The sequence below is a fragment of the Amycolatopsis sp. NPDC004079 genome, assembly GCF_040610415.1.
GTDB lineage: Bacteria > Actinomycetota > Actinomycetes > Mycobacteriales > Pseudonocardiaceae > Amycolatopsis > Amycolatopsis halotolerans.
In genome coordinates, this window is record NZ_JBEXMH010000106.1 from 1 (window position 1) to 21,824 (window position 21,824).

The following is a 21,824-nucleotide window of genomic DNA, read 5'->3' on the forward strand; positions in this document are numbered from 1 at the left end:
ACAGGCCGAAGGCCCCTCACGCCGGGCAGCCCCCAAACGCCGGCATAAAAGCGATCCCGCCCGCGGCGGCGAAGCCGACGCCAAAAACACAGCTGTCTGGCTGACCTACCAACCCAAACACCACGGGCCCAAACACCACGGGCCGCCCCACTTCGGAGCGGCCCGCGAACGCCTTACGTTAAAACAAACCCTCAAGCAGCAACCACACTCTGCGGCCCACGAGCCACCTGACTCACATGCGCACCCCGATCAGAGATCCACGACAGCGCAGCCTCAGCCCGCTCCCCGCGCACCCCCAACCGGAACCGAGCGATCGGCGTGTCCCCAATACGAGTGAGGCCACCCCCAATAGTGGCGAGTTCGACATCGAAGCGGCTGGCCGCCTCAGGCAGCAGCGCCCCCACCGACGCAAACCCGATCAGCACGATGTCGACCGCGCGGTCGTACTTCGCGGACTGGGCGCGCGAGGTCTCGATCGACGGCAGCACCGCCTGTGCGGTCCAGCTGTCCGGCGTCGAGATCAGGTCGAGCACCGTGCCGCGCTCGACGATCGCGCCGTTGTCGAGCACCGCGACGTCGTCGCAGACCCGGCGGACGACGTCGGCGTCCGGGGTGGTGACGACGACCGTCACGCCCAGTTCGGCGCGCGCCCGGTCGAGCACGGCGAGCACCGCGCCGGCGTCTTCCGCCGAAATCCCGGCGGTCGGGTCGTCGGCGAGCAGCACGGCCGGTCCGGCGGCGAGCGCCTTGGCGACCGCGACCCGGCGGAGCTGGCCGTCGGTGAGTTCTTCCGGCTTCTGCGCGGCGCGCGGGGTGAGGCCGACCAGGTCGAGCAGCGAGCCGACCCGGCTGCGCCGCTGCGGGCCGTCGACGCCGAGTTGCTCGAGCGGGCTGGCGATGTTGCCCGCGATGGTGCGCTCGGCGAGCAGCTCCGGTTTGGTGCCGACGACCCCGAGCTGGCGGCGGATCTCCCGCAGCCGCTTGCCGTCGAGGGTCGCGGTGTTGAGGCCGTCGAGCCGCACGACGCCGCGGTCGGGGCGCTCCTGCAGCGCGATGCAGCGGGCGAGGGTCGACTTGCCGGAGCCGGACGGACCCACGATTCCGAACAGCGAGCCGGCTTGCACGTCAACGCTCACGTCGCGCAGTGCGGCGACACGATTTCCGTGGAAGGGAAAGGACTTGGACACGTTTTCGACAGTGATCACGAAAGGGCTCCAGGCAAACGAGGCGCGGCGCCGGATCCGGGCGCGCCAGGCGTCATCGAATTACCGTCCACAGTGGACGGCGCAAGAAACTGCGGAAAAGACGATCAGGCGATGACCATGGAGCGTTGACACGCACATACCGAGCGGCGACCTTCGTCGACTACACGCCGGCGGGTCAGCAGGAGCGGGCGGGTGACCCTCTTCATCGAAAACAGCCTCCATCGGTCCTGGCGGTAGCACCTGCCCTGCGGAGGGTGGTTGCTGCGACTTCGGCGAGCCAGGTCTCTCAGTCGCTCGGGATGGACGCTTTCGAGTAAAGCCGATCCCATTGGCTGAACGCAAGCGCGTTGGTGCAGATCACACGTCTGGTGGTGCCCGCATGCCGGAACACCTCGTCCAGAACCCGGAAACCCGGAACCTCGGTTCCCGAACATTGCCTCGACCTGCGGAACCCTCGCGCCGGCCCGCCGCGGCGAACTAGTTCGTTCCACTGTGGACGATCAAGAAGCTTTGTGGAACAAGAGTTTTCCCGTTGTCAAGTGACGGGCGCGCGCGGGCCTCGGCACCCGGGTCGCCGGGTCCGCGATCGGGTCGAGATAGGTCAGCGAAGCGAAGCACCTCGACCTGGCGCGACTGAACAATCCGGACCAGGGAGCAAAGAGACTCCCCCGAATGCCACGACCTTGACGAGCCGCCCGTCACAGGTCACCGGCCATTTCAGCCGCGCTCGCGCGATGACCGAGAGTAGCCGCTGGGCTCGGGATCACCCACGATCAGCGACGACGCAAGATCACCAAGCCACGCACCGAAATCAACGCCCCGAATCCGGAATACCCGCCGCGCCGCCGCAGTTGGACGTCACAAGCGAGCGCCGCGAGAGGGGGTCAGTTCCCGACTGCCGCGATCCGCGCGAACGCGTGCACGTCAAGCTGCTCCCCGCGCGTCTTCGGGTCGATCCCCGCTTCGGCGAGCAACTCGCCAGCCCGCTCCGCGGAACCGGCCCATCCCGCCAGCGCGGCCCGCAAAGTCTTGCGCCGCTGCGAAAACGCCGCGTCGACCACCGCGAACAACCGCGCGCGATCCACCCCGGACACCGGGTCGGTCCGGGTGAACGAAACCAGTGCGGAATCGACGTTCGGCACCGGCCAGAACACCGCGCGCGGCACTGCGGCGACCTTGCGCGCCGGTCCGTACCAAGCGAGCTTCACGCTCGGCACGCCGTAAGTCCGGCTGCCCGGCCCGGCCGCCATCCGATCCGCGACCTCGGTCTGGACCATCACGAGCCCGCTGCGCAGCGACGGCAGCTCGGCCAGGAGGTGCAGCACCACCGGCACCGCGACGTTGTACGGCAGGTTCGCCACGATCGACACCGGCTCAGCCGGGAGATCAGCGGCCCGCACGCGCAGCGCGTCGGCGCCGACCACGGTCAGCCGCTCCGCTGCCTCCGGGGCGCGCTCAGCGATTGTCTGCGGCAGACGGGCGGCCAGCACCGGATCGATCTCCACGGCGACGACCTGAGCGCCAGCGGCGAGCAGGCCCAGCGTCAGCGACCCGAGGCCGGGCCCGACCTCCAGCACGACCTCCCCCGGCCGCACGCCGCCGAGTTCGACGATGCGGCGGACCGTGTTGGGGTCGTGCACGAAGTTCTGCCCGAGCTTCTTCGTGGGCCGGACGTCGAGTTCGTCGGCCAGCCCGCGGATTTCGGCAGGCCCCAGCAGTTCCACCACCGGACGAGCCTACCCAGCGCGGTCGCGGCGACGACAACGCGGCGTATGAAAACAGGCGGCCGTGAGCGCGAAGCTCACGGCCGCCTGCCGGAAAAACAGAGGGTGCTCAGGCCTTGTAGCCGCAGCCCCAGGCGCTGTAGCCGCCGCGCGCGTCGCGCACCTTCTCGGCGGTCGCGATCTGCTGCTCGCGGGTGGCCTTGTCGGCCGTCGGCGCGTACTGCGTGCCGCCGTAAGCCGCCCAGGTCTGCTTGTCGAACTGGAGGCCGCCGTAGTAGCCGTTGCCGGTGTTGATCGACCAGTTGCCGCCCGACTCGCACTGCGCGATGCGGTCCCACGCGCCGGTGTCGCCGATGGCCGGGGCCGGCGGCTTCTTGGTGCCGACCTTGATGATCTTGGCCTTGGCCTCGACCAGGGTCTTCTCCGAGATCTGCTCGCGCGAGACCTCTTCGCCGTTCTTCTTCGTGACCTTGTAGGTCACCAGCTTCTTGCCCGGCGTGCCCGGGTCCTCGACGCTCTGCTGGCCCTGCAGCTGCGTCGGGTCGTCGACCTTCTGCACGTCCGGGTCGATGGCCTCTTCCTGGTTGACCATCGACACGCCCATGCGGCTGACGTGGACTTCGGCGCCGTTCTTGAGGCTGACGTCGAGGCCGCCGTCGACCGCGTCGTCCGGGCCGAGGTTCAGCTTCAGGGCGGAGACGAACTCCTTGGTGGTCACCGCGTTGGTGCTCACCTGGCGGGGCGCGTTGGTGCCGTCGAAGAGCGTGATGTGCTTGAGGGTCTTGACCTGGACGGTCGAGCCCTCGAGCGGCAGGTCGCCGGAGGACGGCATCGACGTCCACGCGCCCTGGGAAACCATGCTGCCCATGCCGAGCTGGTTCATGGCCTCGCCGAGCGTGGTCGCGCGGACCCAGGAGGGCCGCGACACGCCGTCGACGACGAGGTTCAGCTGACGGCCGCGCTCGAGCTTGATGACGCCGCCGTCGCCGACCGCCGCCTGCGGCGAGGGCGAAAGGGAGTCGTGCTCGCCGACGGACAGGCCCGCGTCCTTGAGGACGTCGCCGACGGTGCCGCCGAAGCTGTGCACGGTCTGCTGGTGGCCGTCGACGTCGACGGTGATGCTCTTGTTCATCGCGAGCGCCGCCGCGCCGCCACCGCCGACGGTGACCAGCAGCGAAAGCACCGCGCCCTTGAGGAAGCGGCGCTTCCAGGTCTTGGTCGCCTCGCGCAGCCCTTCCTCGACCGCGACCTTCTTGGCCTGCGGGGAGGCGGTGCGGTCTTCCTCGACCTCGTCCGGGAGGACGAGCGGCGGAAGCATCGTGGTTTCCGCGTTGATGAGGCGGATCAGCTCGTCGACGTCGACGTCGATCTCCGACATCAGCATGTCGGCGTCCGGGCCGAGCGCGGCGAGCACGTCCTGCTCGGTCACGCGGAGCTCGTCGGAGAAGTCAAGCTGCCCGTAGGCGGTGTCCTCGAGCTCGCGGTCGAGCACGGCCACCGAGGACGGGGAGGAGGAGAAATACGCCGAACCCGCGTCAAGACGCGAGTCATCCTGCCGACTACCAGTCACCGGGTCGTTCCCTTTCCCAAGACATCGCGCGTACCTCGCGCGTCGTCCTTCGTTCGCGACGCACCCTCAGGCGCGCCTCTCAAGTCCGACACCCCCAGCCAGCGCCATCGTCACGGTCCCAGGTCGTACCAACCCCGGTTCCGCTTCCCCGACGTGCACTGACGTGACTGGTGGGCGTATCAGCCGGCTCCGCTGCGCGTAACCGACCGGCACGATCACGGGACAGTAACGGGTGTTGGCAGGTTGCGCAAACACCCCCCGGAGTGTCGTGACTTGCGTCACTCATCAGGTGGACGAATGCGCGGTCTCGAATGTCGCAATCCGTGCAAGCCGTTGTGACACTGCGGAATCAGGCGGGCAGCTGGTATGCGCGTTCGGCAGTGGTCCGGACCGCTTCGGCCACCTCGTGAACCGCTTCGCCGCGCAGCTGAGCGAGGTAGCGGACGGTGTAAGCGGTGCAATACGGCTCGTTCGGCCGCCCACGGTAGGGATGAGGCGTCAGAAACGGCGCGTCTGTCTCAGCGAGGAACTGCCCGCGCGGCACGATCCGCGCGGCCTCATGGAGCCCGCGCGCGTTCTTAAAGGTGACCGTGCCCGCGAAGGACAAGATGTAGCCCTTGTCGATACAGCGGCGCGCGATGTGCTCATCACCGGAGAAGCAGTGGAAGACGACCGTCTCGGGCGCGCCTTCCTCCTCGAGGATGCGAAGCACGTCCTCGTGCGCGTCGCGATCGTGGATCATCAGCGCCTTGCCAAGCCGCTTCGCGAGGTCGATATGCCAGCGGAAGGCAGCCTGCTGCGCGTCGTGCGGCGAGTAGTCCCAGTAGTAGTCGAGCCCCGTCTCGCCGACCGCGACCACGCGCTCCCCACGCGCCAACCGCTCCACTTCGGACTGTTCGGCGTCCCCGAATTCCTTGGTGCGCGTGGGATGAATAGCCACCGCGGCGAACACCCGCGAGTCCCACGTGGACGCTTCAGCCGCCCAACGAGCAGCCGCGAGATCATCGGCGACCGTGACAACGCGCGCGACACCGGCCCGCTCCGCCCGGTCAACCATCGCGGCAACATCAGCCGCAGTCTCCGCCCCACACGCGTCGAGATGAGTGTGCGCGTCAACCACCGTCACCGGCAGCCGATCAGGAATCGGCGGAAGTTCGCGCTTCTCGTCACCCATGGCACCCAAGCTACTGCGCGGTGCCCCCAATGTGGCATTGGGTGCGTCCCACGCACCGAACGCCACATTGGGTGCGTCAGACGCACCCAACGCCACATTGGGGCGCTTGCCCCGGCCTCAACCGCAGCCCGCGCACCCACCCATGGAGGCACCCACCCCGCCCCCCAACCCCGATCCGAAGCCGCCCTGCGGTTCGGGGGTGCTTGTCAAGGCATCTTTCCCGCCTTGACAAGCACCCCCGAACCGTCAGGACAATCAAGCTTCGGGGTGGTGGCCCCCACTCAGGCGCAATGTCGCCGCCAGGCGACGAGCCGCCCACCAAGAAGCCCCCACGACCAGCGAGTCTCCCCAGGATCCGCACGGGCACCGGGGTAACCTCCCCCTTTGTGCGGTCAACCCTCGAACGTCCCTCCGAACGCGTCTGCTCCGCGTTCGGCAGCGACGCCGACGCCATCACCCTCCTCCCGGACTCCGAATCCTGGCAGTGCGCCGACGTAGTCTTCAAACGCGTCAAAGACCGCTCCCAAGCCCTGTGGACCGCCCGAGCCCTGGACTTCGCCGAAGACCCCGGTCTGCGCATCTCCAAACCAGTCCGCTCACGTGACGGCCGATGGATAGTCGGAGACTGGTCGGCCTGGCGATACCTTCTCGGCACCACCGAACACCGCTGCGAAGAATCCATCCTCGCGGCAGTCCGCCTCCACCGAGCCACCGCAGACCTCCCCCGCCCAGACTTCCTGTCCTCCCGTGACGACCGAGACGCCATCGCCGACCGAATCGCCTGGGAAGAACAAGACCGCCCCCTCCCCGAGGAAAAAGGCGGCCGCTGGTTCGAAATCCTCGCCCCGGCCCGCCGTCCGATCAAACTCCCGCACCAGGTCGCCCACGGCGAACTCCTGGCCGGCCTCCTCTTCGACGGCGACGCGGCCCCCGGCGTGGTCGATTTCGTCCCGTACTACCGCCCAGGCGAATGGGGCGCGGCGATCGCCGCAGTCGACTCGCTGATCTGGGGCGGAGCCACCGGAGCCCTCCTCGAACGCTGGGCGCACCTCCCCGAATGGCCCCAGCTCCTCCTGCGCGCCATCCTCTTCCGCCTCGCCTCGCACGCACTGGACCCCCGCTCCACCAACGCCGCTCTGGACGGCCTCCGCGCGGCCGCCCGCGAGGTCAGCGCGGTCCTCTGACTCACCGCGCGCCTCCGCCATGACGGCGGGCAATGTCAACTCCCGGAAACATTCCGGCACGTCGAAGTAACACAGCGTCCTTACCGTCGGGTCATCGCCGACCCGAGGAGCGCCTGTGCCGCACGTCGACACACATTGCCCGTACTGCGCCTTGCAGTGCGGGATGCGCCTGGCTGAGACCCGGGTCACCCCAAGGGATTTCCCGGTCAACGCGGGCGGCTTGTGCCAGAAAGGCTGGACAGCGGGCTCGCTGCTGGAATCCGGCGCACGACTGACCTCGCCGTTGCTCCGCCGAAACGGCGATCTGGAGCCGGTTTCCTGGGACGAGGCACTGGATTTCGTCGCGGCTCGGCTGCGAGCATCGCGACAGGCCCACGGCGCGGACTCGGTGGCGGTGTTCGGCGGCGGCGGCCTCACCAACGAAAAGGCTTACCTGCTCGGGAAATTCGCCCGAATTGCGCTCGGAACGTCGCAAATCGACTACAACGGCCGATTCTGCATGTCCTCCGCCGCGGCGGCCGGGATCCGCGCGTTCGGCGTGGACCGCGGACTTCCGTTCCCCGTCACCGATCTCGCGGGTGCGGACGTAGTCCTGCTCGCCGGAGCGAACCCGGCCGAAACGATGCCGCCGTTCATGCAGCACCTCGAGAGCGCGGATCTGATCGTCATCGACCCGCGGCGCACCCCGACGGCCGAACGCGCCGCATTGCACCTCGCACCCGCGCCGGGAACGGATCTTGCTCTGGCGTTGGGAATTCTGCACGCGGTCGTCGCCGAAGGACACCTGGACAAGTCCTATGTGGATATTCGGACGGCCGGATTCGACGCGATGTGGCGGATCGCCGCGACCTGGTGGCCGGAGCGAGTCGAGCGGGTGACCGGTGTCTCGGCCGCGGATCAGCGCCGGGCGGCGGAAATGCTGGCGCGGGCGGCCAACGCGTATGTGCTCACCGGGCGCGGGACGGAACAGCACGCGTCCGGCACCGCGACCGTCGGCGGGTGGATCAATCTCGCACTGGCGTTGGGATTGCCGGGCCGGGGCGGATCTGGGTTCGGCTGTCTGACGGGGCAGGGCAACGGCCAGGGCGGGCGTGAGCACGGGCAGAAAGCGGATCAACTGCCGGGGTATCGCAAGATCGACGACCCAGCGGCGCGTGCGTATGTAGCTGGAGTTTGGGGTGTGCCAGCGGAAAGTTTGCCGGGGCCGGGTCGATCGGCGGTCGAGTTGCTCGATGAATTGGGCGATTCGATCAAGGCGTTGCTCGTGTTCGGAAGCAATCCGGTGGTGTCCGCGCCGCGCTCGGCTCGCGTGCAGGATCGGTTGACTGAACTGGATCTTCTCGTGGTGGCGGACTTCGTCCTGTCGGAAACCGCGGAACTGGCCGACGTGGTTTTTCCGGTGCCGCAATGGGCCGAAGAGGAAGGCACGCTGACCAACCTCGAAGGCCGGGTCCTGCTGCGGCAACGATCGATCGAACCGCCGGACGGAGTACGCAGCGATCTGTCGCTCTTGCGGGAACTCGCCGTCCGAATTGGACAGCCAGCCGAAAGGTTCCCGGACGACGCGGCGGAGGTCTTCGAGGAACTGCGTGCCGCGTCGAAGGGCGGGGCCGCGGACTACTCCGGCGTGACGTACCAACGGTTGCGTTCCGGGGAGGCGCTGCACTGGCCTGTTCCGGACGAGACGCACCCGGGCACACCGCGAATGTTTCTTGACGGATTCGCCCACCCGGACGGACGGGCGCGGTTCGCGGAAGTTGACCACAGTGGACCCGCCGAGCTTCCAGACGAGGTGTTTCCATTGCAGGCCACGACCGGTCGAGTCTTGCAGCACTACCAATCCGGTGCGCAGACCCGCCGGATCGCGGAGCTGACGGCGGTCGTGCCGGAGGTGTTCGTCGAGGTCCATCCGGACACTGCGGCGCGGTCCGGGCTGGCCGACGGCGATCGGGCAGTGGTGCGGTCGCGGCGCGGGGAGACGGTCGCGCAGGTGCGGTGTGTTTCGTCGATGCGGGCCGACCTGGTCTTTATGCCGTTCCACTTTCCCGGCGCGGCGCGGGCGAACCTGGTGACCAACCCGGCGCTCGACCCGGTGAGCCGGATGCCGGAGTTCAAGGTGTGCGCGGTGTCGTTGGCGAGGGCGGAAGCATGAGCGCGCGGAACGTCGTCATCATCGGATACGGGATGGCCGGGGCGCGGCTCGCCGACGAGATCCGGCGGCGTGATCCGGAAGCGGAGCGAGTGCGGCTGACTGTGCTCGGCGAAGAGCCGCACCCGGCGTACAACCGGGTGCTTCTGTCCACTGTGGTCGCTGGCGGCATGAACCCGGAAACGGTGCGGCTGCACGATTCAGAATGGGCAGCGCAGACGCAGGTCGACCTCAGGCTCGGAACGCGGGTGACGCGAATCGATCCGACGCGGCGATCTGTCTGTACTGAAACCGAGGATTTCCCTTATGACGCAGTAGTTCTCGCGACCGGTGCCGCGCCTTGGTTGCCGCCGGTCGAAGGGCTCGAACTCGGCCCTGAGGTCGTGACGTTCCGGACGCTGGACGACTGTGCGCGCATCGTGGACGCCGCACGTCCAGGCGCACCGGTCGCGGTACTCGGCGGCGGGCTGCTCGGCTTGGAGGCCGCACGAGGCCTGGCCGGTCGCGGTGCGAACGTGACAGTGGTGCACCCGCAGCCGCATGTGCTGGAACGCCAGCTGGATTCCGGTGCGGGCCGAGTGCTGGCGCGCCGGTTGGCGGAGCTGGGCGTGACGTTCCGGTTCGAGGTAACAGCCGCCCGGCACCTTCCCGGCGACGGCTTGAAACTCGACGACGGCAGCTTCGTCCCTGCTGACCTCGTGGTCGTCGCGGCCGGGGTGCGGCCGGAAACGTCGCTCGCCGAAGCCGCCGGGCTCGAAGTGGACCGCGGCATCCTCGTGGACGATCTACTTCGGACTAGCGATGGCCGGATCCACGCCCTGGGCGACTGCGCCCGCCACCCAGGCGCACCAGCAGGCTTGGTGCAGCCAGCGTGGGAACAAGCCGCCGTGTTGGCGGACCTGCTCACCGGCGCGGACGCCGCAGCGCGGTATCGCGGCACTCGCACGGTCACCCGGCTCAAAGCCCGTGACATCGATCTCGCCGCACTCGGCGAAACGCAGGTGACCAGCGAGGACGACGCCGCCGAGGTCGTGACCTTCGACGATCCGTCCGGCGGCCGGTACGGCAAGCTCGTCGTCCGCGGCGACCGGGTGACCGGCGCGATCCTGCTCGGCTTGCCCGACGCGGCGGCGACCGTGACGCAGCTGCACGACCGAGGCACGCCCGTGCCCGAAGACCGGCTCGCGGTTCTGCTCGGCCGCGCGTTGCCCGCGGGCTCGCCGACAGCGGCGAGCCCGGCCGATCTTCCTTCGTCCACAGTGATCTGCCGCTGCAACGCGGTGACCAAAGGCCGGCTGATCGAAGCCTGGCGGGGTGGCGCCACCGACGCTGCCGCACTCGCCCGCACCACCCGCGCCACCACGGGATGCGGCAGCTGCCGCGACACGGTCGGCGCGGTCGCGGACTGGCTGGCCGCGCAATGACCGCCCCCGGTAACGAGGAGGACGCCATGACCCGCCGTTGGATCGAGCACTGGGATCCCGAGGACGACGAGTTCTGGGAGACCACCGGCAAGCGCGTCGCCCGACGCAACCTGTGGTTTTCCGTGTTCTCCGAGCACATCGGCTTCTCGATCTGGACATTGTGGTCAGTCGTGGTGCTGTTCATGGGCCCGGCCTACGGATTCAGCGCGGCGGACAAGTTCCTGCTCGTCTCCACGCCGACGGTGGTCGGGGCGATCATGCGCATTCCGTACACCTTCGCGGTCGCCCGGTTCGGCGGTCGCAATTGGACAGTCATCAGCGCGTTGCTGCTGCTCATCCCGACAGTGCTGACCGCGGTCGTGCTGCACCCCGGTACCTCGCTCGGCACCTTCGTGTTGATGGCGGCGCTCGGCGGTGTCGGCGGCGGAAACTTCGCCTCGTCTATGACGAACATCAACACCTTCTATCCGGAACGGCACAAGGGCTGGGCACTGGGGTTGAACGCCGGTGGCGGAAACCTCGGTGTCGCGGTGATTCAGCTTGTCGGACTCCTCGTGATCGGCACCGTTGGTGCGACTGCGCCGCGACTGGTGCTCTACATCTACCTTCCCCTGATCGTCATCGCCGCGACGTGCGCCGCGTTGTTCATGGACAACCTGGCCAGCGTTCGCGGTGACACCAAGGCAATGCGCGAGGTAGTCCGTTATGGACACACCTGGGTGATGTCGCTGCTGTACGTCGGCACGTTCGGCTCCTTCATCGGTTACAGCTTCGCCTTCGGTTTGGTGCTCCAGAACCAGTTCGGCCGGACGCCGTTGCAGGCGGCCGCGGTGACGTTCCTCGGTCCATTGCTGGGTTCGCTGTCGCGGCCGATCGGTGGCTGGCTGTCTGACCGCGTCGGCGGCGGCCGGGTCACCTTCGCGACCTTCGGGGCGATGGCGTTGGCGACCGTGGTGTTGGTGTTGGCTTCCTCGGCTGACTCGCTGGCGACGTTCACCGCCGCGTTCATCGTTCTGTTCGTGCTCACCGGAGTCGGCAACGGGTCGACGTACAAGATGATCCCGGCGATTTTCCAGGTGAAGGCGCGGGCGGCGATCCAGGCAGGTGCGGACGAGGCGACGGAATTGCGGAACGCACGTCGGCTGTCCGGTGCGTTGATTGGACTGGCGGGCGCGATCGGCGCGCTGGGCGGGTTGTTCATCAACCTCGCGTTCCGGCAGTCGTTCGCCACCGCGCACAGCGGTGTCCCGGCGTTCGTCGGATTCCTCGTTTTTTACGCGGTGTGTGTGGGTGTGACGTGGTTCGGCTATCTGCGCAAGCCGGCGGTGCGCGCGCAGGTGGCGTTGGCAGGAGCGGAGGTCTGAAATGCCTACAGTGGTGGTCGCCGGGCACGGAATGGTCGCGCACCGGTTCGTGGAGGCACTTCGAGCGGCAGACCCGGCGGGTGAGTGGCGAGTCGTCGTCTTCGGCGAGGAAAGCCGTCCCGCTTACGACCGGGTCGCACTGACTTCCTATGTGGACAGTTGGGATCCGGCGGCGTTGGCGTTGCCGGGATCGGACTACGCCGGGGACGACGCGGTCGAACTTCGCCTCGGCGAGGTTGTCGTTTCAGTGGATCGCGAAGCCAAGACGGTGACGACGGATTCCGGGCACGTGCAGTCGTATGACCAGCTGGTGCTGGCGACTGGTTCTCGTCCGTTCGTGCCGCCGGTGCCGGGGCGGGACCTGTCGGGTGTCTTCGTGTACCGGACGATCGAAGACCTCGACGCCATTCGCGCGGCGGCGGAACGGCAAGGACGCGGCCGTCGCGCGGCAATGGTGATTGGCGGCGGTCTGCTCGGACTGGAAGCGGCGAAGGCGTTGCGGGACCTGGGCTTGTCGCCGCACGTCGTGGAAATGGCACCGCGGTTGATGCCGTTACAGGTCGACGATGGCGGCGGCGGGCTGCTTCGGCTGCTGATCGCGAACCTTGACGTGACTGTCCACACTGGAACCTCAACAAATGCGATCGAGGCCGACGGATCGCGGTTGCTGGCTAAGCTGGGCAACGGCACGGAGCTAGATGTCGACCTGGTGGTCTTCTCCGCCGGTGTTCGTCCCCGGGACGACCTGGCTCGGCAGTCCGGTTTGGACGTCGGCGAGCGCGGCGGCGTGCTGGTTGACGCGACCTGCCGGACCAGCGACTCAGCGGTCTACGCGATCGGCGAATGCGCGGCCGTCGAAGGCCGCGTGTACGGCATCGTCGCGCCGGGATACGCGATGGCGGAGGTGGTCGCGGCGCAGCTCACCGGCACCACGGCGAGCTTCCCCGAGCCGGACACCGCGACGAAGCTGAAGCTGATGGGCGTCGACGTCGCCAGCTTTGGCGACGCACACGCGGCCACCGAAGGAGCGTTGGAAGTCGCGGTGAACGACGCCGTGGCCGGGACGTACAAGAAGCTCGTGGTGACCGACGACGGCCGGACGCTGCTCGGCGGGGTCCTGGTCGGCGACGCGGCGGAGTACAACACGCTGCGGGCGCTGGTCGGTCGTCCGCTGCCTGCTGACCCGGGTGCGTTGCTCGCGCCAGCCGGTGGTGGCGCGGCGGTCGGCGTGGACGCGTTGCCGGACGAGGCACAGGTTTGTTCGTGCAACGGGGTTTCCAAGGGTGCGCTGACCCGGGCGATCACCGAGGACGGCTGCGATTCGGTCGGGAAGCTGAAGGCGTGTACGCGGGCAGGAACCTCGTGCGGCTCGTGTGTGCCGATGCTGGCGAAGCTGCTGAACGCGTGCGGCGTCGAGCAGTCGAAGGCGTTGTGCGAACACTTCACGCAGTCGCGCGCGGAGCTGTTCGAGATCATCCGGGCGACGCGGATGACGACGTTCAGCGAGGTAGTGAGCCGGTACGGCACCGGAACCGGTTGTGCGGTCTGCAAGCCCGCAGTGGCGTCGATCCTGGCGACTTTGGGCAACGGCCACATCCTCGGCGGCGAGCAGGCCGCGCTGCAGGACACGAACGACCGGTTCCTCGCGAACATGCAGCGCAACGGCAGCTATTCGGTGGTGCCGCGGATTCCCGGCGGGGAGATCACCCCGGAGAAGCTGATGGTGATCGCGCAAGTCGCGCAGGATTTCGGGCTGTACACGAAGATCACCGGCGGACAGCGGATCGACCTTTTCGGGGCCACTGTGGACCAGCTGCCGGAGATCTGGCGGCGGCTGGTCGACGCGGGCTTCGAGTCCGGGCACGCTTACGGAAAATCGTTGCGGACAGTCAAATCCTGCGTCGGATCGACCTGGTGCCGGTATGGCGTGCAGGACAGCGTGGGGCTGGCGATCGACTTGGAGCTGCGGTATCGCGGTCTGCGGTCGCCGCACAAGATCAAGGCCGGAGTGTCCGGGTGTGCGCGGGAATGTGCTGAAGCGCGCGGCAAGGACTTCGGCGTGATCGCCACCGAACACGGATGGAACCTCTACCTCGGCGGCAACGGCGGCGCGACACCTCGGCACGCGGAGCTTCTGGTGTCTGATGTGGACACGGAAACGCTGGTGCGCACGATCGACCGTTTCCTGATGTTCTACGTGCGCACGGCGGATCGGCTGCAGCGCACGGCGCCGTGGATCGAGGAACTGGACGGCGGGCTCGACCACCTGCGCGCGGTGATCGTGGACGACAGCCTCGGCATCTGCGAGGACCTGGACGCCGCGATGGCGAAACACGTCGAGGGCTACACCGACGAATGGCGCGGGGTGCTGGAGGATCCGGACAAGCTGGCGCGGTTCAGTTCATTCGTGAACGCGCCGGGGACGCCGGACCCGTCGATCTCGTTCCGCGAGGAGCGGGAGCAGCGGATCCCCGTGCTGCTGGGAGTTCCGGAGGTGCGGCGATGACCATGACCTCATCCTGGACCGCGGTGTGCGCGGCCGCGGACATTCCGGAGTTCTCCGGAGCGGCGGCGCTGGTCGACGGCCAGCAGGTCGCGGTGTTCCACGTTGGTGACGGCTGGCACGCACTGTCCAATTGGGACCCGTGCAGTGGGGCGGCGGTGCTGTCGCGCGGGATTGTCGGCGACGCCGGGGGAGAGCCGGTGGTCGCGTCACCGGTCTACAAAGAACGGTTCTCGCTGCTCAGCGGCGTGTGCCTGGACGCAGAGGGAGTTTCGGTGCCGGTGTATCCGGTTCGCGTACGGGACGGGGTGATCGAGGTGGGATCACCGTGACGGACGTCCGGCCACTGGCCGGGTTCACGGTGGGAATCACGGCAGCGCGCCGAGCTGAAGAGCTGGGCGCGCTGCTCGTGCGCCAGGGTGCGGCCGTCCGTTACGGACCGGCGATCCGGATCGTGCCGTTGGCCGACGACACCGAGCTGCACGCGGCGACGATGCGGTTGCTGGAGTCGCCAGTGGACATTGTGGTGGCGACGACCGGGATCGGCTTTCGCGGCTGGGTCGAGGCCGCGGAAGGCTGGGGCCTCGGCGAAAAGGTACTCGACCACTTGTCGAACGCGTCGCTGCTGACGCGCGGTCCGAAGGCTGCCGGGGCGGTGCGGACGGCGGGCTTGGCGGAGGACTATTCGCCCGCGTCGGAGAGCAGCGCGGAGCTGCTCCAGTACTTAACTCAGTCCGGAGTGGACGGACGGCGGATCGCGCTTCAGCTGCACGGCGAACCGCTGCCGTATTTCGCGGAGGCCCTTCGGCAGGCGGGCGCTGAGGTGATCGAGATCCCGGTGTACCGCTGGGTGGCTCCGGCCGACCCGGGACCGCTCGACCGGCTGCTGGACGCGGTCCTGGAAGGAACGATCGACGCACTGCCGTTCACCAGCGCGCCCGCTGCCGCTTCGACAGTCGCGATGGCGCGGCGTACTGGTCGGCTCGGTGCGCTGATCGAGGTGTTGAGCAACCGGGTGGTCGTGGCGTGCGTCGGCCCGATCGCGGCCGCGCCGCTCGCCTCGCTGGGAATTCCGACTGTCCAACCGAGACGGTCGCGAATCGGCGCGTTGGCGCGAACCGTCGCCGACACCTTGGTCACGGTCTCGCCGACGCTGTACGCCGCAGGTCATGTGCTGCAGGTTCGCGGCACCGGCGCACTGGTCGACGGCGAATGGCGCGAGATCGCCCCAGCCCCGATGGCGCTTCTGCGCGCCCTCGCCCGGCAGCCTGGCCGGGTCGTCGCGCGTCGAGAGCTGTCCGCCGAGCTTCCGTCGGGCGGCGAGGCCCACGCGGTGGAGACGGCGATCGGCCGGCTGCGGACCTCTCTCGGCGGTGCCGGAGTGGTGCAGACGGTGGTCAAGCGCGGCTATCGGCTGGCGGTGAATCCCGGCGACAGCCCAGCGCCGATCGGCTAACCTCGGCCTGGTGCGGATGGTCTCCATTCCGGCGGGAACGGTGACGCTCACCGACCGGCGGACAGAACACAGCTGGACAGTCGACGTGCCCGCGTTCGAACTCGGCGCGATGCCGGTCACCGAGGAGCAATACCGCGGCGGCGGAGAGCTGCCCGCGGTCGAGGTGTCCTGGTTGGACGCTGTGCGGTTCTGCAACACACTGTCCGAACGCGACGGACTGCCGCCCGCCTACCTGATCGGCGACGAGGTGGAGTGGGACCGATCTGCCTCCGGCTACCGGCTGCCCACTGAAGCCGAATGGGAACATGCTTGCCGCGCTGGCACCGACGGCCCGAGGTACGGCGACCTGGACGAGATCGCCTGGTACGAAGGAAACTCCGGCGGTCGGCTCCATTCGCCCGGCGAGAAGCTGCCGAATGCCTGGGGTGCCTACGATTTGCTCGGCAACACCTGGGATTGGTGCTGGGATCTTTACGACCCGGCGGTGTACGGCGAGTATCGAGTGCTCAAGGGCGGCGGCTGGGCGGACGAGCATTGGAGCGTCCGGGTGTCGGTGCGCCGCCGGAGTCACCCGACGTTCCGGGTGGACGACGTCGGCTTTCGCGTCGCCCGGTCTGGTTAGGACTGTGCGGAGTCCCACCAGGACAGGATCCGGGTGCCGCACAGCGTCAGCCACTTCGAGGGCTCCCCGGCCGGAACGTCGACCTCGAACCACATGTCGCCGTTGAGCCGACCGTCCTGCAGCCAGGTTCCGTCCGGCTGCTGGGCGGCGCGAACCCGCTCCACCGCGTCGGCGAGGCGCGGGTCGGGCGGGATGTCGTCCACAATGGCGGCTTCACGGAAGTGCTCGACCGCGTTGATCGCGCTGTAATGCCACCGCACCGGATACGCGAAATGATCGACCCACGACGCCACCTGCTCGCCGGTCGAGAGCCGGTACAGCAGACGGCGTTCCAGCAGATACTCCTCGCCGGCACGGCGGGCGGCATGCGTCTCGTCGGTGCCGCCGGTCGCGATGTCGTAGGCGAGCAGGCCCTTCACCGCGTTCAGCGTCGAGTGGAAGGACGAGCGTTTCGACCCGTCGACCCATTCGCAGTTCCAGCCGCCGTCGGCCAGTTGATGCTCGGTGAACCAATGGACGAGCTTCGAAACGTCAACACCGAGCCAGCCGCCGTTCGCGAGGGTCCAGGCGTTGATGCAGACGTCGACCTCGCCGTCCCAATAGGGCAAATCGTGATATTCCCACCGAGAGTTCTCGGCGATCAATTCCGCGGTGCGCCGAGCGCGCAGCACCGCCGGGTCCAGGCCCCATTCACGCAGCACGTTGAGCGACCAGGTGGTGGCCGTCCACGGCTGTCCGGTGTCCGGACCGGGTTTGAATTGCGCAGGGAAGAACGCGCCGCCGGCCCATTGCCCGTCCGGGTCTTGCTTCGCGAGGAGCTGCGCGCCGAAGCCCTCGGTCGCGATCTTGTGCCGGGTGGCCGTCCAGACTTCGGGCGGCGCGTCCGCTAAGTCCCGTTCGACCTGCCAGCGCAGCGTCGGGTCTGAGTCGAGCAGCCATTTCAGCACGTCAGGACTTTAGCCCGCAGGTCAACCCCACGTCACGGAAAAGTCCTGGCAACCCCGCGCGGCCGCGACCCGGGCCGCCTCGTCCTCGGCGGTTTCGCGGTCCGAACGGCGGAGCGGATCGAATTCGGCGAGCGTGAAGGCCAGCCGTTTGCCGGACGCTTTCATCCGCCAGGTGCCCATAATCTCGCCGTCGACCAATAACGCGCCGGGGCTGCCGAGGATTTTCCACACTTCCTTCGCCCGCGCTTTGTCCGGCACGAGCACGGCCTTGTCGCGGCCCTGCGTGTACGGATCAAGTGGCGGCAACAGGCGTACTCCAGCAGCCGAGGGAGGGTTCTCGAGCGCGGACAGCCGGTCAGCCGGGATGAAGGTCCGTCGTCCATCCACTTTGATCTCGGCAAGCGAGGAAGGCCAAGTCTCGCTTACCGAAGTCTTTGCGGTGCCGAGAAATCCGGCCGAGTCGCCTTGTGTCGCGGGTCCGTTGAATCGCAGATACTGCTCAATCAAGCGCGAAACCGCCGCCGGGGTCGGGCGCGTGGACATCCGTCCGCGATCCTCCAGCGGCGCGAGCGTCGCCGGAGACTGCCCGGCTTCGAGCCGCGCACCGCCGTGCAGGGAGGCGATCCGCATGAGCTGCTCGTGCACGTGAGTGGCGTTGCACCCGCGGCACCAGCGGCTGAACGCGGGCGGCAACAGCTTCGTGATCTCACCGCTCACCACGCCCTTGGTCATCGGCTTGGTGACCACCTTGCGGATCGCTCGCGCGGTAGCGAACACAATGTCCACAGGGGACACATCAGCGGCCTGGATGTCCTTCTTCTGCCACAACATCCGGGCCAGCGCGTCCGGATCGTCGACCGGCACCAAGGCGGCGGTCAACTCGGGCAAATCGGTGCGCCGGTGGAAATGCGGCGCGCCGCGGTGCGACCAGACCAGGGCGAGCCGCGCATCGTCCACAAGAGACTCCGGCGTGACCGGGTCCGGCATCCGCGCGGTCAGGGAGAGCGCAGCGGTGTCGCGCATGCTGTCCTGCAGGCCGAGGTCCAGCAGCGGCAGGTCGTACGGATCGGCGACCGAGCGGTGCAGCCCCTGCTCGGCGATCCGGTACGCCAGCGCCTGTTCGCGCGACACCTCCAGCATCCCGGCCTCCTTCAGACCTGGTAGTCGAAGGTGTACGACACGGTCGGCTCGCCCAGCACGCCGTGCACTGTGCCGGTGCCGCTGATGCCGGCCAGCTCGCCGGTCCCGGAGCCCGGCACGACCTCGAATTCCGAGCGGATGCTCTTCGGGTCGAAACCCCACTCCTGACGGACGACGAACGTGCCGCGGCGGCCGTCGACAGTGCCCTCGAACCGGTCGTAGCCCGGCGACGTGGTCGCGCCGCCGTCGTAGCCTTCGCCCGGGTAGTACAGCAGGTAGTCGCCGGTGGCCGCACCCTGGATGACGCCCGAGTACTCCATCGCGGCGTGCACGTACGCGACGCGCGGGCTGCCCTCCTCGCCGCTCGCCACGTGCTCTTCCCACTTCGTCATGCCAAACGTGTTCATGCCGCTTACTCAAGCACTCATACCTGCCATCTTGTGTCAGGTATTTCAGTCATACTTGCCGCATGCGTGCCGGCCGTTTGCTCACCGTGCTTCTCCTGCTGCAGAACCGCGGCCGGATGACCGCCGAGGAATTGGCCGCTGAGCTGGAGGTTTCGGTCCGGACGGTGTACCGGGACATCGACGCGCTGTCGGCCTCGGGCGTGCCGGTGTACGCCGACCGCGGCCGCAGCGGCGGCTACCAGCTCGTCGACGGCTACCGGACCCGGCTGACCGGTCTCAACGAGGACGAGGCCCAGTCGCTGGCGCTGGCCGGGCTCCCGGTGGCGGCCGCTGAGCTGGGGCTCGGCACGGTGCTGGCGGCGGCGCAGCTGAAGCTGTACGCCGCGTTGCCGCAGGAGTTGCGCAGCCGCGCCGGTCGCGTCGCCGAACGGTTCTACCTCGACGTTCCCGGCTGGCATCGCGGCATCGAAAGCCTGCCGACGCTGTCCGCGGTCGCCGACGCGGTGTGGTCCGCGCGACGGATCCGCGTCCGGTACGAACGGTGGGGCCAGCGCGAGGTCGAGCGGGTGTTGGAGCCGCTCGGACTGATCCTCAAAGCGGGCAACTGGTACCTCGCCGCCCGGTGCGAGGGGACCGATCGCACCTACCGGATTTCGCGCATCCACGAGCTGACCGACCTCGGCGAGGAGTTCGAGCGACCGGCGGAATTCGACCTCGCCGGTTACTGGCAGGAGTGGTCTGAGCAGTTCGAACGCCGGATGTACCCCCGAACGGCGACAGTGCGCCTCTCACCGCGTTCCCAAGCTCTCGTACCGTTCTATGCGGGCAGCGTCGGTGCCCGGGCGCTTCGCGAGGCAGTCGCCGCCGGAGCGGAACCGGACGGCGACGGATGGTTGACGATCGACCTGCCGGTCGAACCGGGAGAAGCGGCAATCGGCGAACTGCTGCGGTTCGGGCCGCATCTGGAGGTGCTCGCGCCGGAGGACCTGCGGACGGAACTGGCGGCGGCGATCCGGGAGATGGGGCAGAGGTATGAGTGAGCTGGACAGGGCACGTTCGCCGGAGACGAGGCAAACGGATGGGTGAACTGGACGGCGTGCGGATCGGCGTCACGGCCGAACGGCGCGCGGACGACCTGATCGGCGCGTTGCTCCGGCACGGCGCGGAAGTGCGGCACGCGCCGACAATCACGATCGTCCCGCTGGCCGACGATCCGGAACTGCGCCGAGGCACGGAAGCCGTCCTCGCCGCGCCCATCGACCTCACCGCGGTCACCACCGGCGCTGGGTTCCGCGGGTGGCTCGACGCCGCCGAAGGCTGGGGTCTTCGCGACGCGCTGTTGGGCTCGCTAGCCGGGTCGCGCATCTTCGCGCGCGGGCCGAAAGCGGTCGGCGCGGTGCGTGGCGTCGGTCTGCGCGAGGAGTACTCCGCGCCCAGCGAGACTAACGACGAGCTGTTCAGCGCGCTCACCGACGCCGGTGTCGACGGCGCGCGCGTGGCGCTGCAACTGCACGGCGCGCCGCTGCCGGAGTTCACCGATCCGCTAGCCGCAGCCGGGGCGTCGGTGCTCGCGGTGCAGCCCTACCGCTGGCATACGCCGTCGAATCCGGAGCCGGTGTTCTCGTTGATCCACGAAGTGCTGTCGGGAGAACTGGCCGCATTGGTGTTCACCAGCGCCCCGGCCGCGACGAACTTCCTGACGCTCGCCAACGAATCCGGGCACGGCACGGAGCTGCGCGAGACCCTGCGCGATGGCACGGTCGTCTGCGCGTGCGTTGGTCCGGTGACTGCGGCGCCGTTGGAGGCAGCCGGAATCCGCACGCTACAGCCGGAGCGTCAGCGGCTAGGCGCGTTGGTGAAGCTAGTGGTCGCGAAGCTCGGTTAGGACGCTTCGGCCTGCTGTCGTCCGGCGGCTTCTTCGCTGAGGCCTTGCCGCCAGTAGCCGGTGAAGCAGATGGCGGTCTTGTCGAAGCCACGCTCGCGGACAAGGTGTCGCCGAACCAGCTTCACGACACCTGCCTCGCCGGACACCCAGGCGTACGGCGTGCCGTTGGGCAGCTCGGCCGCGCGTACGGCGTCTACGAGCGCTTCGCCGTGCGTACGCGCTCCTCGGACCACCCAGTGCACTTCGACCGCACCGTTGGTCTCGAAGGTCTGTCGCTCCGCGCGGTCTGGAATCTCGACGTACACCGACGCGCGCGCCGACTGCGGCAGCCTCTCGAGAATCCCGCCGATCGCCGGCAGTGCTGTCTCATCGCCGACCAGCAGCTGCCAGGTCGTCCCGTCCGGCACGTCGTACAACCCGTGCGGCCCGAGGAACGCGACGCGCCCGCCGACCTCCGCCTGTCCGGCCCACGTCGACGCCGGGCCGCCGCTCTCCTCGTGCAGCACGAAGTCGACGTCCACCTCGCCGCTCTCCGGACGCGCCGCGCGCACCGTGTACGTCCGCATCGGCGGCCGGACGTCGTCGGGCATCGCGAGGTAGCGGCGGTACCAGGACAGGACGTCGTCCTCGCCCGTCTCGGCGGGCGGCAGGTGCGGCTCCTCCTGGCCGAGGAGCGGGAAGAACACCTTCACGTACGCGTCCGGCGCCGCCGGGCCCGCCGCCGCGAGCCCCGGGCAGTCGAACGTGACCCGAGCCATGTGCGGGGTGACCCGCCGGACCGCGATGACCTTGCCGGGGTGGTAAGTGAGGACGCCCATGAGGTGAGGCTAACCTAAAAAGAGTGGGCCGGGCTATGGCTGGGGAGGATGGCGGGCGCCACGTTTGCCGGGATCGGGCGGGATCCGGTTGTCGTTGGTGAGGCTGGCTGCGTCCGTGGGGGCCCTGCTCGCCTCGGAGGTTGGTGCGGGCTCGGCCGCGAGATCGCGGCTTGGAGGCGATGAGAAGGTCCGTGAAGGGCTCCTTGAGGGAATCTAGTTCCCTCAAGGAGCCCATCACGGAGCTCTGCGGGG

The 21,824-nt window shown here is 68.5% G+C and carries 18 protein-coding genes and 1 riboswitch; of the genes, 10 read left to right on the forward strand and 8 right to left on the reverse strand.

Going from position 1 to position 21,824, the window contains the following annotated elements:
- Positions 1–191 precede the first annotated feature (191 nt).
- The 4 genes from ABZX37_RS46535 to ABZX37_RS46550 all read right to left on the reverse strand — a co-directional run bounded on the left by ABZX37_RS46535 (position 192) and on the right by ABZX37_RS46550 (position 5,673).
- On the reverse strand, positions 192–1,205 hold the full coding sequence (locus tag ABZX37_RS46535; protein WP_354750757.1) for an ATP-binding cassette domain-containing protein: 1,014 nt from the start codon (positions 1,203–1,205) through the stop codon (positions 192–194).
- A 215-nt stretch (positions 1,206–1,420) separates the two neighbouring features.
- Positions 1,421–1,511, reverse strand: a riboswitch (SAM riboswitch).
- A gap of 578 nt (positions 1,512–2,089) precedes the next feature.
- Positions 2,090–2,932 carry a 16S rRNA (adenine(1518)-N(6)/adenine(1519)-N(6))-dimethyltransferase RsmA gene (rsmA, locus tag ABZX37_RS46540; RefSeq protein ID WP_354750758.1) on the reverse strand — a complete coding sequence of 281 codons (843 nt, stop codon included), beginning with the start codon at positions 2,930–2,932 and terminating at the stop codon, positions 2,090–2,092.
- Positions 2,933–3,038: 106 nt separating this feature from the next.
- On the reverse strand, positions 3,039–4,421 hold the full coding sequence (locus ABZX37_RS46545) for a transglycosylase family protein (protein WP_354750773.1): 1,383 nt from the start codon (positions 4,419–4,421) through the stop codon (positions 3,039–3,041).
- A 427-nt stretch (positions 4,422–4,848) separates the two neighbouring features.
- A complete protein-coding gene (locus ABZX37_RS46550) occupies positions 4,849–5,673 on the reverse strand; it encodes a TatD family hydrolase (protein WP_354750759.1) in 825 nt (274 codons plus the stop codon).
- Positions 5,674–6,059: 386 nt separating this feature from the next.
- On the opposite strand from ABZX37_RS46550, the gene ABZX37_RS46555 reads away from it, so the two are divergent.
- The 8 genes from ABZX37_RS46555 to ABZX37_RS46590 all read left to right on the forward strand — a co-directional run bounded on the left by ABZX37_RS46555 (position 6,060) and on the right by ABZX37_RS46590 (position 16,375).
- The gene (locus ABZX37_RS46555; RefSeq protein WP_354750760.1) at positions 6,060–6,857 is read left to right on the forward strand and encodes a TIGR02569 family protein; all 798 of its coding nucleotides are present in this window, start codon (positions 6,060–6,062) and stop codon (positions 6,855–6,857) included.
- 115 nt (positions 6,858–6,972) lie between these two features.
- Positions 6,973–9,009 carry a molybdopterin oxidoreductase family protein gene (locus ABZX37_RS46560; RefSeq protein ID WP_354750761.1) on the forward strand — a complete coding sequence of 679 codons (2,037 nt, stop codon included), beginning with the start codon at positions 6,973–6,975 and terminating at the stop codon, positions 9,007–9,009.
- On the forward strand, positions 9,006–10,430 hold the full coding sequence (locus tag ABZX37_RS46565) for an FAD-dependent oxidoreductase (RefSeq protein WP_354750762.1): 1,425 nt from the start codon (positions 9,006–9,008) through the stop codon (positions 10,428–10,430). The genes ABZX37_RS46560 and ABZX37_RS46565 overlap by 4 nt, the downstream gene beginning before the upstream one ends.
- Before the next feature lie 26 nt (positions 10,431–10,456).
- Positions 10,457–11,794: a nitrate/nitrite transporter gene (locus ABZX37_RS46570; protein ID WP_354750763.1), complete on the forward strand. Its 1,338-nt coding sequence runs from the start codon at positions 10,457–10,459 to the stop codon at positions 11,792–11,794.
- Between the two features lies 1 nt (position 11,795).
- On the forward strand, positions 11,796–14,300 hold the full coding sequence (gene nirB, locus ABZX37_RS46575) for a nitrite reductase large subunit NirB (RefSeq protein ID WP_354750764.1): 2,505 nt from the start codon (positions 11,796–11,798) through the stop codon (positions 14,298–14,300).
- A 2-nt stretch (positions 14,301–14,302) separates the two neighbouring features.
- A complete protein-coding gene (nirD, locus tag ABZX37_RS46580; protein ID WP_354750774.1) occupies positions 14,303–14,629 on the forward strand; it encodes a nitrite reductase small subunit NirD in 327 nt (108 codons plus the stop codon).
- Positions 14,626–15,753, forward strand: coding sequence for a uroporphyrinogen-III synthase (locus tag ABZX37_RS46585; RefSeq protein ID WP_354750765.1), 1,128 nt, complete (start codon positions 14,626–14,628; stop codon positions 15,751–15,753). Before nirD ends, ABZX37_RS46585 begins: the two co-directional genes overlap by 4 nt.
- A gap of 10 nt (positions 15,754–15,763) precedes the next feature.
- Complete coding sequence (locus ABZX37_RS46590) at positions 15,764–16,375, forward strand: SUMF1/EgtB/PvdO family nonheme iron enzyme (RefSeq protein WP_354750766.1); 612 nt, start codon at positions 15,764–15,766, stop codon at positions 16,373–16,375.
- On the opposite strand, the gene ABZX37_RS46595 is transcribed toward ABZX37_RS46590, so the two are convergent.
- Genes ABZX37_RS46595 through ABZX37_RS46605 form a run of 3 tightly spaced genes read right to left on the reverse strand, consistent with a single transcriptional unit; the run spans position 16,372 to position 18,869 of the window.
- Entirely contained in the window at positions 16,372–17,322 is a 951-nt protein-coding gene (locus tag ABZX37_RS46595) for a squalene cyclase (RefSeq protein ID WP_354750767.1), read from the reverse strand. The two genes, ABZX37_RS46590 and ABZX37_RS46595, sit on opposite strands and share 4 nt — an antisense overlap.
- 21 nt (positions 17,323–17,343) lie before the next feature.
- Complete coding sequence (locus ABZX37_RS46600) at positions 17,344–18,462, reverse strand: winged helix DNA-binding domain-containing protein (RefSeq protein WP_354750768.1); 1,119 nt, start codon at positions 18,460–18,462, stop codon at positions 17,344–17,346.
- Positions 18,463–18,473: 11 nt separating this feature from the next.
- Positions 18,474–18,869 (reverse strand): DUF3224 domain-containing protein, encoded by a 396-nt coding sequence (locus ABZX37_RS46605; RefSeq protein ID WP_354750769.1) that lies wholly within the window; start codon positions 18,867–18,869, stop codon positions 18,474–18,476.
- Between the two features lie 62 nt (positions 18,870–18,931).
- Between ABZX37_RS46605 and ABZX37_RS46610 the strand changes: the two genes are divergently transcribed.
- Together ABZX37_RS46610 and ABZX37_RS46615 are read left to right on the forward strand one after the other, a co-directional pair.
- Positions 18,932–19,909, forward strand: coding sequence for a YafY family protein (locus tag ABZX37_RS46610; protein WP_354750770.1), 978 nt, complete (start codon positions 18,932–18,934; stop codon positions 19,907–19,909).
- 38 nt (positions 19,910–19,947) lie between these two features.
- A complete protein-coding gene (locus tag ABZX37_RS46615) occupies positions 19,948–20,754 on the forward strand; it encodes a uroporphyrinogen-III synthase (protein ID WP_354750771.1) in 807 nt (268 codons plus the stop codon).
- On the opposite strand, the gene ABZX37_RS46620 is transcribed toward ABZX37_RS46615, so the two are convergent.
- On the reverse strand, positions 20,751–21,572 hold the full coding sequence (locus ABZX37_RS46620; protein WP_354750772.1) for a siderophore-interacting protein: 822 nt from the start codon (positions 21,570–21,572) through the stop codon (positions 20,751–20,753). The genes ABZX37_RS46615 and ABZX37_RS46620 overlap by 4 nt on opposite strands.
- Positions 21,573–21,824 lie beyond the last annotated feature (252 nt).

Coding starts and splice junctions, on each gene's coding strand:
- ABZX37_RS46550 (WP_354750759.1), bottom strand. CDS start 5,673: ATGGGTGACGAGAAGCGCGAACTTCCGCCGATTCCTGATCGGCTGCCG.
- ABZX37_RS46565 (WP_354750762.1), top strand. CDS start 9,006: ATGAGCGCGCGGAACGTCGTCATCATCGGATACGGGATGGCCGGGGCG.
- ABZX37_RS46570 (WP_354750763.1), top strand. CDS start 10,457: ATGACCCGCCGTTGGATCGAGCACTGGGATCCCGAGGACGACGAGTTC.
- nirB (WP_354750764.1), top strand. CDS start 11,796: ATGCCTACAGTGGTGGTCGCCGGGCACGGAATGGTCGCGCACCGGTTC.
- nirD (WP_354750774.1), top strand. CDS start 14,303: ATGACCTCATCCTGGACCGCGGTGTGCGCGGCCGCGGACATTCCGGAG.
- ABZX37_RS46600 (WP_354750768.1), bottom strand. CDS start 18,462: ATGCTGGAGGTGTCGCGCGAACAGGCGCTGGCGTACCGGATCGCCGAG.
- ABZX37_RS46605 (WP_354750769.1), bottom strand. CDS start 18,869: ATGAACACGTTTGGCATGACGAAGTGGGAAGAGCACGTGGCGAGCGGC.
- ABZX37_RS46610 (WP_354750770.1), top strand. CDS start 18,932: ATGCGTGCCGGCCGTTTGCTCACCGTGCTTCTCCTGCTGCAGAACCGC.
- ABZX37_RS46615 (WP_354750771.1), top strand. CDS start 19,948: ATGGGTGAACTGGACGGCGTGCGGATCGGCGTCACGGCCGAACGGCGC.
- ABZX37_RS46620 (WP_354750772.1), bottom strand. CDS start 21,572: ATGGGCGTCCTCACTTACCACCCCGGCAAGGTCATCGCGGTCCGGCGG.